This window comes from Rhodococcus sp. no. 34 (assembly GCF_054589475.1).
In genome coordinates this window covers 387,765-399,852 of record NZ_BAAILK010000047.1, presented here as the reverse complement: position 1 = coordinate 399,852, position 12,088 = coordinate 387,765, and the positions used below count along the sequence as shown (strand labels likewise).

At 62.6% G+C, this 12,088-nt stretch carries 12 protein-coding genes; 8 read left to right on the top strand and 4 right to left on the bottom strand.

Annotated elements, in window-relative coordinates:
• Positions 1-19: 19 nt before the first annotated feature.
• Complete coding sequence (locus ACYP01_RS27550) at positions 20-1,369, top strand: YhgE/Pip domain-containing protein (RefSeq protein WP_459683207.1); 1,350 nt, start codon at positions 20-22, stop codon at positions 1,367-1,369.
• Here the strand turns inward: ACYP01_RS27550 and ACYP01_RS27545 are convergent.
• Entirely contained in the window at positions 1,366-1,989 is a 624-nt protein-coding gene (locus tag ACYP01_RS27545; protein ID WP_003944189.1) for a superoxide dismutase, read from the bottom strand. The genes ACYP01_RS27550 and ACYP01_RS27545 overlap by 4 nt on opposite strands.
• 260 nt (positions 1,990-2,249) lie before the next feature.
• On the opposite strand from ACYP01_RS27545, the gene ACYP01_RS27540 reads away from it, so the two are divergent.
• The 3 genes from ACYP01_RS27540 to ACYP01_RS27530 all read left to right on the top strand — a co-directional run bounded on the left by ACYP01_RS27540 (position 2,250) and on the right by ACYP01_RS27530 (position 4,788).
• Positions 2,250-3,428 carry an acyltransferase family protein gene (locus ACYP01_RS27540; protein WP_047272742.1) on the top strand — a complete coding sequence of 393 codons (1,179 nt, stop codon included), beginning with the start codon at positions 2,250-2,252 and terminating at the stop codon, positions 3,426-3,428.
• Positions 3,367-4,080 carry a peptide-methionine (S)-S-oxide reductase MsrA gene (msrA, locus tag ACYP01_RS27535; protein ID WP_020905733.1) on the top strand — a complete coding sequence of 238 codons (714 nt, stop codon included), beginning with the start codon at positions 3,367-3,369 and terminating at the stop codon, positions 4,078-4,080. Before ACYP01_RS27540 ends, msrA begins: the two co-directional genes overlap by 62 nt.
• 111 nt (positions 4,081-4,191) lie before the next feature.
• Positions 4,192-4,788 carry an Rv1733c family protein gene (locus tag ACYP01_RS27530; protein ID WP_223304488.1) on the top strand — a complete coding sequence of 199 codons (597 nt, stop codon included), beginning with the start codon at positions 4,192-4,194 and terminating at the stop codon, positions 4,786-4,788.
• 15 nt (positions 4,789-4,803) lie between these two features.
• Here the strand turns inward: ACYP01_RS27530 and ACYP01_RS27525 are convergent, their stop codons facing one another.
• Positions 4,804-5,733, bottom strand: coding sequence for an LLM class F420-dependent oxidoreductase (locus tag ACYP01_RS27525; protein ID WP_003944174.1), 930 nt, complete (start codon positions 5,731-5,733; stop codon positions 4,804-4,806).
• A 16-nt stretch (positions 5,734-5,749) separates the two neighbouring features.
• A complete protein-coding gene (locus tag ACYP01_RS27520) occupies positions 5,750-7,531 on the bottom strand; it encodes a hypothetical protein (RefSeq protein WP_214924520.1) in 1,782 nt (593 codons plus the stop codon).
• Between the two features lie 415 nt (positions 7,532-7,946).
• On the opposite strand from ACYP01_RS27520, the gene ACYP01_RS27515 reads away from it, so the two are divergent.
• The 4 genes from ACYP01_RS27515 to ACYP01_RS27500 are packed head-to-tail and all read left to right on the top strand — an operon-like array spanning position 7,947 to position 11,465.
• Positions 7,947-8,906: a DUF4328 domain-containing protein gene (locus ACYP01_RS27515; protein WP_459683202.1), complete on the top strand. Its 960-nt coding sequence runs from the start codon at positions 7,947-7,949 to the stop codon at positions 8,904-8,906.
• Positions 8,903-9,667, top strand: coding sequence for a glycerophosphodiester phosphodiesterase (locus ACYP01_RS27510; RefSeq protein ID WP_064442952.1), 765 nt, complete (start codon positions 8,903-8,905; stop codon positions 9,665-9,667). Before ACYP01_RS27515 ends, ACYP01_RS27510 begins: the two co-directional genes overlap by 4 nt.
• An 11-nt stretch (positions 9,668-9,678) precedes the next feature.
• A complete protein-coding gene (locus tag ACYP01_RS27505) occupies positions 9,679-10,593 on the top strand; it encodes a DUF5926 family protein (protein ID WP_459683200.1) in 915 nt (304 codons plus the stop codon).
• Between the two features lie 53 nt (positions 10,594-10,646).
• Positions 10,647-11,465, top strand: a complete 819-nt coding sequence (locus tag ACYP01_RS27500) for an alpha/beta fold hydrolase (protein ID WP_003944129.1) — start codon at positions 10,647-10,649, stop codon at positions 11,463-11,465.
• On the opposite strand, the gene ACYP01_RS27495 is transcribed toward ACYP01_RS27500, so the two are convergent.
• Complete coding sequence (locus ACYP01_RS27495; RefSeq protein WP_030535839.1) at positions 11,462-12,007, bottom strand: ferritin; 546 nt, start codon at positions 12,005-12,007, stop codon at positions 11,462-11,464. The genes ACYP01_RS27500 and ACYP01_RS27495 overlap by 4 nt on opposite strands.
• Positions 12,008-12,088: the final 81 nt, after the last annotated feature.

Here is a 12,088-nt window from a genome sequence, read left to right as displayed (position 1 = left end):
TTGCTTTATCGTCTCGCCCATGAGCGCCGAGAACACCACAGAAAACTCCCATCGCCGGCCGTCACGACTCGGTCGACGGCTGGCAGTCGGTGGTGTGGCCGCGATCGTCGCGGCTGCGGTGGCGGGGATCGGGTTCGTGATCTTCGCGGGCGGTGCCGACACCTCGAACACCGTCGCGATCGTGAACGCCGACGCGGGAACCACGCTCGACGGCAAGGAACTTCGGGCCGGCGACACGCTGGTGGACACGTTGGGCAAGAACGAAGACTTCGACTTCCAGGTGGTCGACAACCCCGGCGGGAACTACTTCGCGACGTTGACCGTGCCGGAGGACTTCAGCGAAACCGTCGCGTCGATGTTCGGCATGGATCCACGGCAGGCGAGCGTCGACCTCGAGGTGAACGGCTCGGATTCGGAGAAGTCGGCCGAGTTGACTCGGGCCGTGTCGGCGCAGGTCGGCGCGGACGGCATCAAGGGCCTGCTGGCTCAGACGTCGGCCGCCAGACGCTCGATCGATCAAAACCTCACCACCGCACAGATTCTGGTCGCCGGAACCAACGAGGCCGGAAAGTCGATCGATCAGGTGAAAGCAGGCGCAGGCACTCTGCTGCCGTACCTCGAGACCGCACGGTCCGGGGCGTTGGAGCTGATGAGCGTCGCGGATCAGGTGTCCGGTGTTGTCGATCAGGCGTCGGGGTCGGCGGAAGAGCTGGCCACGCGCGCGGACTCACTGGGCCTGACGCTGGGGGAGGCGTCGTCCTCGACCGCGGAACTGAAGACACGAATCGACACGCTGCAGACTGCGCTGAACGGCCTTCCGATCCCGCCTGACGTGACAGCGCAACTGGCCGGTGTGAGTTCGGATCTCGGTGCGCTGAATGCGCAATTGGGCACCGTTCCGGCGCTGTTGGGTGGCTCGGTCGGGCCCGATACGGAGCTCGGGGATCTAGTCCGCACCGCTGTCGGGCAGCTGCAAGGCGCGAGCGATCAACTGAGCAGTGCTGCCGGACAATTGAACGACGGCCTCATTCCCATCGCTGATCAGGCGCCGCAGATGCTCGGTGACGTGACCGATCAGATCACCCAGGGATTCACGACGCTGCAAGGAATCGCCAAGTCACTGGTCACGGGCCTCGACGGCGCAAAATCCGGTATTCCCGCGATGACCACCCCGCAGCAGGTTCAGCTGACCTCGGTGCTGTCGGATCCGGTGGCCGTGAATCAGACCACCGCGAGCAGCGGTGACTCCGGAACTCGCACACTGGCATTGGTCTTCGGAGCCACGACGGTCCTGCTCGGTGGTGCTCTGCTGACACGAACGGCGGCGCCCCTGGTGAGGCGCCGCCGTTCGCAAGAAGAGCGTGACTAGACGATCAGACCTGCGGTCTGGGTACGTGCACGGTCGAAGCGAGCCGAAACGTCGTTCCAGTTGACGATGTTCCAGAATGCCTTGACGTAGTCGCCCTTGACGTTCTGGTAGTCGAGGTAGAAAGCGTGCTCCCACATGTCGAGGAGCAGCAGCGGCGTGAGGCCGATGGAGATGTTGCCCTGCTGATCGTAGAGCTGGACGATGATCAGACGCTGTCCGATCGAGTCCCACGCGAGGATGGACCAGCCGGAGCCCTGGATGGCGTTGGCGTTCGCGGAGAAGTGAGCGCGGAAGAGATCGAACGAACCGAAGTTGTCGTCGATCGCTGCGGCGAGTTCACCTTCGGGCTTGTCGCCACCGTCAGCGCTGAGGTTGTTCCAGAAAACGGTGTGGTTGGTGTGGCCACCGAGGTGGAACGCCAGGTTCTTCTCGAGCAGGTTGGCCTGCGCTGCGATGGTGTCGTTCTCACGAGCCTCGGCCAGCTTCTCGAGTGCAGCGTTGGCACCGGCAACGTAAGCCGCGTGGTGCTTGTCGTGATGCAGCTCCATGATCTTGCCCGAGATGTGCGGCTCGAGGGCTGCGTAGTCGTAGGGGAGTTCCGGCAGCGTGTAAACAGACACGAGGGTCCCTTCTTTGCGGGCTGGTGAGCCCTGGTGCTTTAGAGTGCGTCGATCACCGGTCACGGCGTGACGTCACTCGCGTATGTGCAAATCATTCTTCGGGTTTCCACCCAATAACATTCGTACACCGTCCGCAACAGTCCGGCTCAGGTAGCAATCACCAAAGAATAAAGTTTGGGAAACCGAACTTGCCCCGATCTAAGGGTAAGCTAATATGCGCAAATTCGTCGTAAAGGTGAACGGAACCTTAAACTTGCGCGATGCCCGCACCAGTTTTCCTCCCGGAATCACCAGAGGCGGCCGCGCCTCGGGTGAATCTTCCGGGCGCTGACCTGCTGCGAGCCCTGGCGGTTGCCGCCGTGATCTACTCCCACATCTCTTTCTACGTCATCGACGATCTCGGCTCGGGTTGGTGGGTGATCGACGTCGTCTACGGCGTTTTGATCGAGCCTGCCGAACTCAACCAGCACCTCTCTTTTGTCGGCGTCGCAGTATTCATGATGCTTACCGGCGCTCTGGTGACGCGATCCGCGATTCGCGACGGCCCCGGAAAGTTCTTGACCAACCGATTCAGTCGACTGCTGCCCGCATTCTGGGTGGCGACCGCGATTGCCATTCTTCTGGTCCGCCTCGGAATCAACGGAATGTTCAGCGGTCAGGAAGGTATTTCCGATACCGAAGCGTTGATGAGCTTTTTTCTCGGCGGATTCTTTCTCAAGCCCGAGGTAGCAGTTCTGGGAGTGACCTGGACACTCACCGTCCAATTCCTCTTTTATCTCGCATGCGTAGCGGCTCGCCCGATACTGCGGCTGCGACCGATCGTCATGCCGCTCGCCGGTGGTGCGCTGTGCTCGCTGGTGCTGCTCTACAACGTCTACGCGCCGCTGCCGTACACCGTGCCGATGCTGTCCAAGATCGCCGCGACGCTGCCGGCCGTCTTCCTCGGCCAGATCATGTACCTCGCGTGGGCGAAGCTCGCTCCCGGCCGCTGGCTGATCGCGGCCGTCCTCGTCCAGATGCACGTCATCATCGTGGCGACCCAGTTCCGCGTCTACTGGGCCGGTGAGCACTATCTGTGGACCATTTCGGTAGTCGCCGCAGCGGTAGTTCTCATCGGCCGCTACGACGGCGTCCCGACGCGCTGGCCGGTCGTGAAGTGGCTCTCGACGCGTAGTTACGTCATCTATCTCGTGCACACCCTGATCCTGTACCGCGTCGTCGAGAACACTGTTTTGTACGTCGGACCGACGCTGGCGTTTGCGCTCTTCCTTCTGGCCACGGCCGCGGTAGCAGAAATCGGCTACCGGTGGGTGGAGCTGCCCGGCGCCCGCGCGATCACGGCGTGGCGAAACAGTCGCTCGCGCGTAGCATCGAAGCATGAGCTGGTACGACGACATTCTGGGACGAGCGTCCGCAAAATCCACGCTGATCGCGCCTGAGGACGCACTCCCGGGCCGAGAGCAGAAAATGCCGGTTCCGACCGCGCACTACGTCAACGGGCATCCGTTGACGCCGCCGTTTCCGGCCGAACTGCAGACCGTCGTCGTAGGGATGGGTTGTTTCTGGGGCGCCGAGAAGGAGTTCTGGCAGCTTCCCGGCGTGTACACGACCGCTGCGGGTTATGCGGGCGGCTTCACGCCCAACCCGACGTACGAAGAGACGTGCTCCGGACGTACGGGTCACACCGAAGTCGTGCTGGTGGTCTTCGATCCCGCAGTGATCTCCTACGAGCAGATCCTGGCGCACTTCTGGGAGAACCACGATCCGACGCAGGGGATGCGTCAGGGTAACGACCAGGGCTCGCAGTACCGTTCGGCGATCTTCACGACGTCCGCGGAGCAGGAAGAAATCGCTCATGCGTCGGCCGTCGCTTTCGGTGAACGGCTTGCCGAAGCCGGATATGGAGCGATCACCACCGAAATCGGTCCGCTGCGCGACTTCTTCTACGCGGAGGATTACCACCAGCAGTATCTGGCGAAGAATCCCGGCGGTTACTGCCCGGTGCATGCCACGGGCGTCAGTTGCCCGGTCGGATTGCTCCGTCAGGATCAGGTTCCGGCGCAGACGGACATCCTTCCGCCGAGCGAATAACTGGACAGGTGTTGGAGGACACATGTGATTCAGCTCGTTAACACTTGCAACTAGATCGAAACAAAGGGAATCTCGATGTAAGAGTGTGTCGTCGAGAGAACTGAGCTCACAATGTCAGGTAGTACGCGAGGAACTGCGTCGCTGCTCCGACGCACAATTCATGTAGGCCACGATCCGATGGTTCGCCGCAGTGATCGGATCGAAGGGTTCATGTCCTTCGGTCTGATCATTTTCGCGATTCTTCTGCTGCCTCTCGCGGTATGGGCAGGGGCTGCGACTGCTTCGAGCCAGAACGCACTGATCGCCAAACAATCCGCCGAATTACACAGTATTTCGGCGACGACGACTGCAGATTCGACGCAGACCACCGCCTCGACAGCCGATTACATTGCGCCGACCACCGAAATGGCCAGCGCGCAGTGGAACTGGAACGGCCAGGTTCACACGGGTGATGTCACTGTCGACTCGGCGACGCCCGCGGGCACCGAGGTCCCCATCTACGTCAATGATCAGGGCGACAAGACCGTAGCTCCGATCACTCAGAGCGCTGCCGACGTCGCAGCCGTGGTGACCGGGGTTTTCACCTGGTTCAGCGTGATGTCGCTGCTGGTCATCGCTTTCATGCTGGTGCGCGTCTTTCTCGACCGTTCCCGCTCGGCCCAGTGGGACCGAGACCTACGCGCGTTCCTCGACGCGAACGCGCTGTAGATCCCGGCCCATTCTTTACTGCAGTTGGGGCATGACCTCGCTTGCGACGAGTTCGAGATGATCCAGATCGGCGAGATCGAGAGTCTGCAGATACACGCGCTGTGAACCGGCGTCGGCGAAAGTGCCGATCTTGTCGACCAGCTCCGAAGGTGTTCCGGCCAGACCGTTCTCACGTAGCTCGTCGACGTCGCGTCCGATAGCCTCGGCGCGCTTCTTGATCTCCGCCTCGTCGCGGCCGCAGCACAGGACGAGAGCGTTGGAGTACACCAATTCGTTCGGATCGCGCTCGTGCTCGACGCAAGCCTGACGAACCCGCGCAAAGATGTCCTTCGTTTCCTCGAGGGACTTGAACGGAATGTTGAACTCGTTTGCGAACCGGGCGGCGAGCGCCGGAGTCTTCTTCTTGCCTGTGCCACCGATCAGGATCGGCGGACCGTCGACCTGGTGCGGTTTGGGAAGCGCGGGAGAGTTCTTGATCTGCACGTGCTTACCGTCGTAGTCGAACGTGTCGCCGACCGTAGTACGCCACAGACCGGTCACGACGTCGAGAGTTTCCTCGAGCAGTTCGAAGCGATCCTTGAGCGCCGGGAACGGGATGCCGTACGCCTGGTGCTCTTCCTCGTACCAGCCGGCACCGATGCCGAGGTCTACGCGGCCACCACTCATCTGATCGACCTGTGCGACCGAGATGGCCAGCGGTCCGGCGTGACGGAACGTAGCCGACGTCACCAGAGTGCCGAGGCGGATGGTGGATGTTTCGCGGGCGATTCCGGCGAGCGTGATCCACGCGTCGGTGGGCCCGGGAAGGCCGTCGGAATTCATGGCGAGATAGTGGTCCGAGCGGAAAAATGCGCCGTAGCCGAGTTTTTCGGCGGTCTGGGCAACAGTCAGTAGTTGTTCGTAGGTAGCGCCCTGCTGGGGTTCGGTGAATATACGCAGCTCCATGACTTCCACTCTGCCACTATTTTGCGGAGGTCGGGACGACGGCACCGACTTGTCCGGCGCCGAAACACAGCGTCGGTCCCGGCGTTGTCGGCGTGATCTTCACACTGTTTCCGTGGCCGACCAGGCGCACGAACACCGAGTGCAAACCTTGGGTGACGGGTACGGATACTGCGTCGCCGGACTCCAACGCAACATCGATCGTTCCGTCGGCGCTGGCGAGGTAATTGAGCTGAACCGTCCATTCCCAGCCGGCCAGGGGGCCGTCGAGGGGGAGCTCGGTCGGGCCTTCGGCACGGGTGCCGCAGTTCGGCGCCGTTCCTTCGGGAATCCTTCTCGTCCAGGTCACTTCGGCATCGACGATCTGACCGCTGTCGTCGATGGTGCGCAGAATCGGAGTGCTGGAAGAGAATTCGGGGCGATCAGGCAGCGGCGCGAGAACATTGCTTGCCAAATTGTTCGGAAAGGCGACGGGAAGGAGCACTTCGATCGCGACGGGTTGCTCGAGCAGTGGAGCATCCTGATTCTGTGACAACGACATTCGCGCGTTCGCGAGGTAGTCGCGGGTCGGGTTCTCGCGCCAGATGTCGACGAACGTGACGGTCGAGACGAGCGAACTGATCACGAAGAGCACTGACAGGCCGGCGGCGACTGCGACGGGTATACGGGCCGGACGTCGCCGAGGCGCAGCGAGAATAAGAGCGGCGGCGAGGGCGAACACCGTCGCCGAATCCGTGAAGTAACGCAAGGTCTGCGCCAACTCGTACGTGGTGTCGGCGTCGGATCGGGTAGCGGTCATCGCCACCACGGAGGCCAGGAAGTACAGCGCCGCGGCAGCCCAGATCCAGGCAGCGCCGCGTCGGGCACGCACTGTCATCACGGCCGTCGTCAGCAGCGCGGCCCAGGATGCGACCACCAAGAGCGTCGGCGGATCGGCCCAGGCGGGGCTGGGGATCCACCGCTCCCAGCGCCAGGGGCCGCCGAGAAGAGTGGGAAGCATCCCCAAAGACGTTCCGTGATGCAGCAGTTCGGTGGACATCGAACGGCCGTATCCGGTGATCGGAGATTCGACAGTTGTCAGATACACCGGAATCCAGATCGCGAGCACGGCGGCGCAGGCCGTCCACAGGAGTCGGCACTTCGTGATCGCACTTCGTATCGGCGTTCCTTCACCTTGTGTGCGCAAGTACAGCACCAGAAAAGCGAGTGCCACGAACGGAACGAGCACTGCTTTCTCGAAGAACAGCAAGGAGATGACAAAAACCGCGGTGCCCGAGAACACGTAGCGCACCTGCCCGGTGCGGTACAGCTTGATCGCGTCGCCGCATGCCCAGGCCAGCGCGATCTGGAGCGGCAATGCATTGAGCGCGGCTGCCCACCACGAGAACGCCGGAAGTGTCAGCGGGACGAACAGATACAGGATCAACGGAATCAACAGTGCCGGTCGCCGGCCGAGGACCAACCGAAGAGTGCGCAGAAGCGCCAACGACGCGGCGGCCTGACCGATGACGAGCAGCGTTGCCGACAGCGCCCAGTTGTACGGCGCGATACGGGCGATCAACCCGGTGAAGAAGAAGGCCGCGGGCATGAAGTGACCGTCGTGGTCGTAGAGCAGGAGTTCGCTCGAGAAGAGTGGGAAGCGTCCTCCGCGGCCCATCAGGATGAGGTCGTCCCAGTAGAAGTAATTGCTCGCGGCAACCCAGACGCGAATGACGAGCTGACATCCGATCAACACGAACGCGAGCTGCGTGACCCGTCTCGGGGTGAACGTCAGAGTTGGCTCGGGCTGTGGAGAAGTCATCGACGGTCATGCTTCCAGGTGTGTCAAAAACCGACTTCTCATAAAAAGGGGATACCGGTCTTTTCTGTCTTTTCGGGAGCAATTTCTGAATGGATTGTGAACTTTGCCGGGATAAATGACGTCGACGCCCGAAAGTTCACTGACCTGCGGTGTCAAATTCATCCTCGAGCCTGTGCATCGTTCGCTAACACCTGTCAGCAAATTCTCAGGGTCTTGCCCGTGACCTGTGGATAAAGCCCGATTCATTCATCCAGAACTGTGGATGAACCTGTGGAAACTGTGGATAACTCGAGTTTTTAAGTGGCGGAGGTCACATTATTCGAACAATGCAGGTGAACGCGGTGGAGGTTCGATCACAAATCGGGAGTGAATCCATTTGCTGCCGTTACCGATACGGCGTGACAGAATCGAAGTTGTGAGTGTCGTTCAGGTCTGCGCCCGGTGCGCCGCACGCTGGCCTGTCGTCGGCGGCCCGACGCAGTGGTGCCCGCGCTGCAGCGGCGTCCTGCTGATCCCCACCCGCACCGAGATCTACCAACCGCCCAACCGCCGTGGCTTCCGCTGGATCGCGCGCTCCCCGTCCGACCCCCGCGGCGTGGGGGACGCACCAGTGCGTCGTAGCTTCTCCACTCCGCGCTACGACGCTGTCCCGCAGTGGGGACTACAGGACGTCGTCGACACCTCACCGGTGCCGCCCTCGCGAGCGGACCGGATGGCCGACCGAGTCGGGCCGTTGCTGACGCTCGCAACGATCCTCTACGGACTGGCGGTTTTCGCCGAACTGGGCAGATACGCGATCCTGGTCCGCAACCGCACCAGGCTGATCCCGCAGCCGCTGCTCACGGTCTCCGACGCCGCCGTGTACTTCACTCAGTTGGGTGGACTGCTGATCTCGGTCTTCGCGGCAATCGCCGCTGTGTGCTGGCTGCTTCGTCGGCGTCGTGAACACTTCGCAGGTGCCCGGGAATCCGATCCACGCACAGCGTCGGAAGTTGTCGTTGGCTGCGCTGTGCCGATCCTCAACCTGGTGATGCCGGCCGTTTATCTCTTCGAGTTGGTCCGCCGCGATCCGCGCGGAACCCTGCTGGTCAAGATCTGGTGGGGCTTCTGGGCATTCAGCGCTCTGCTGCTGGTGGTCAACGCGTACTGGCGATCACGCCCGGGGATTCAGGCAATGGCCGACGGGGTTCTGCTGAACGCTTTCATCGCACTGATCGCTGCCGTCACCGCGGCGTTGACACTCGTCGTGATCCGCCGGATCGAGCGCAAGAGCTGGCGCGGTGAACCGGAATCGGAAACCCGGTGGGTGCCAGTGCCGCGCTCGGTGCTGGAAGAGAAGACGGTGCTGGAACAGAAAGAGACCGCTGCCCTGTGAGCCCAGATCGTCGAGGTCCACTCGTCGTTGCGCACCGAGGTGCGTCGGCTGCGCGGCCGGAGCACACCCTCGCCGCCTACGAACTGGCCCTCGCGGAGGGTGCGGACGGGCTCGAATGCGACGTCCGGCTCACCCGTGACGGGCACCTGGTCTGTGTTCACGACCGCAAGGTCGACCGCACCTCCAGCGGGACGGGGATCGTCAGCGAGATGACGCTCGATTCGCTGAACGCTCTGGACTACGGGTCGACGAGCGAACCGGCCGAACTGCTGACTCTCTCCGACCTCATCACCCTCGCTCTGGATTTTGCGCGCCCGGTGAAGCTGTTCATCGAGACCAAGCACCCCGTGCGATTCGGCGGATTGGTCGAAGCCAAACTCCTGGCGGAACTGCACCGCTTCGGGATCGCGTCGCCGCCGTCGGCCGATCACTCGCGGGCTGTCGTCATGTCTTTCTCGGCGAGTGCGGTGTGGCGAGTGCGTCGTTCGGCACCGCTGCTGCCGACGGTCCTGCTCGGTGACGCGTCGCGGTACCTCGGCGGCGGTGCGTCGACGGCTGTGGGCGCTACGGCGATCGGGCCGTCGATCAAGGCGCTGCGCGAACATCCCGATCTGGTCGATCGGGCCGCCGCTGCGGGTCGCGCGACGTACTGCTGGACCGTTGACGACAAGGCGGATGTGGACCTGTGTCGTGAGCTCGGGGTCAGTTGGGTTGCCACCAACCATCCCGGGCGCACGAAGCAATGGCTGGGCAGCGTGTAGATTTTGCCCTCGTGGCCAAGAAGAGCAAAAGAAACAGTGGACCGAAGCAGGGCAGCGCACGCGCAGAGAAGCTGGCGGCACGCCAAGCAGAGCGTGAAGCCGCTGCCGGCGTAGTCAGCCGCCCGTTCGAGGGCCTTGCCGCCGAGTGCGATCTGGTCGCGCTGCGTGAATTCGTTCCGTCCGCCACGGCTCCGTTGCCGGTCATCGGCTCCGACCGTCCCGTCACGTTGGCAACGGTCCTCCCCGGCGCGGTTGCCGCACTCGTCCGCGACGAGGGCGAGACGGCCACAGGATTTGTCGGTGTCCAGGTTCAGGCGCACTCGGCCGACCTCGGCGCAGACCTCGCCGCTTCGGTGAACTGGATCAAGGACGCGGCCCCCGGCGATGCGCTTTCTGCCGCGAACCCCGATTCCGAGACCCCCGCAGTCACCGCTGTCGTCGATCCCGCGGCGTTGCTCGACATCACCGTGCACCAGAACTTCAACTGGTGGATCCCCGAGGGCGTCGAAACCGATCCCGAGGTTGCCGCCACCGTGCAGCACGCCAACTCGGCGATCATGCCCTCTGCACGGCTCGAAGGCGACGGCCTCGTTGCCGCGTGGTGGGTCGACGCCGGCGAGAAGGCGCACCTGCGTTGGGTTCGTCCCGAGAGCGAAGACGACCTGATGCTCGCGCTGGCGCGCGTGCACGCGACCGGTGGACTGCATCTGGGTGAGGGCTCGCGCTACGCAGGCTCGTTCCGCACCCACGGCCTGTTGGTTCCCGTCTTCGACCTCGACCGCGAAAAGCATGCAAACGAGTGGGTAGCGGCAACCGTCGAGTTCGGTGAGCGTCTTGCCGAGGCTCTGGCCGTAGATGCTCCGCTGACCTCGGCCGAGCTTCGCTCGCGCGACGGCCTGCGCGGACGCCAGGTCACGCTGCGCTGATTTTTTCGCCAGAACTATAGGCGTTACGCAAAGTTACGGTTAATGTTGGCGGCATGACTTTGTCGCACGACATCTCCGGTAGCGGTCCCACGCTTGTGCTCGTCCATGGCATCGTCCATCGACGGCAGGCGTGGGATTCGCTTTTGGACCAGCTGACGCCGTATCGCCGCGTCGTCACCGTCGACCTGCCGGGTCACGGAGAGTCGCTGCTGCCCGAACTCGGTCCGGACGTCATGGGACAGCTGATCGACGATGTCAGTGAGTTCGTCAAGGAAGTGACGCCGGCGGGGGAGCGTGCCCACGTCGCGGGAAACTCCCTCGGCGGCTGGATTGCCCTCTCGCTGGCAGCGCGCGGAGATGTCGCGTCGGCGACAGCTCTTTCGCCGGCCGGGTTCTTTGTCAATCACCTCGATCAGGTGCGGGCGATCAACACGTTCCGTGCACTGCGCGGCACGGCCAAGCTCATGGGTGACGGATTGCCACGCGCATTGCGGTACAAGCTGATTCGCTATCCGGCGCTCGCCGCGTTCTTCGCTCACCCGAGTCATGTCGGTTATGCGGCGGCGCTGGCCGACTGCCGTTCGCTCGTGTCGAACGAACTCGTCGATCTCGGTCTCGAGATGGACTTCGTGCTGCCGCCCATCGTGGATCCCACTGTGCCGGTGACGGTTGCGTGGGGTCGACGCGATCTCATCCTGCCCGTGTATCAGGCGCAGCGCGTGAAAAAGCCGTTCCCGCAGGCAAAGTTGATGGTTCTGCCCGGCCTTGGGCACGTACCGATGACAGATGCCCCCGAGCTGATCAGTTCGATCCTGCTGGCAGGAAGCGAACCGTTCGGCTCGAGGGCAAAATCCGTGAGTGCTGCAGGCTAGATGGTTCCGCCGGCTGCGCTCGGTGCACCGGTGGTGTCACCGACGGTGCTCATCTCGCGGGACACGAAGTCTTCGAGGTCGAACAGGTTGGCGCCTGCGCGGTCCGCGATGGTGAGAAGTGTTGTCATGCTTGCAACTTCCTCGACCTGCTCCTTGAGGAACCACTGCATGAACTGCTCGCCGAGGTAGTCGCCTTCTTCGCGGGCAGTGCTCGCGAGCTGGACGATCTGCTCGGTGACCGTCTTCTCCTGCGTCAGCGCGAGAGCGATGGGCTCGCGGGCATCCTTGAAGTCGGCCTTCGCGGCGTCGACGCCGGTGAGTTCGACATTGATGTCGCGATCGAGGAAATACTGAACGATCATCATGGCGTGGTTACGCTCTTCCACAGCCTGCTTGTAGAAGTGCTTTGCCAGCTGTGGCAGATCCGCATTGTCGAAGTAAACCGCTGTCGCGATGTACTGATGCGAAGCGTTGAACTCGTTGCGAATCTGGTCTCGGAGTAGTGCGTGGAATTTGGTCATGTGAGTCTCCCCAGAAGTCATGAATTCCAAGATAGTGCAGGTCAGAGGCCCTGTCATCCCAGTATGACCTTATTGTGGTAAGCGTTCCCAAACTAAAGAAGA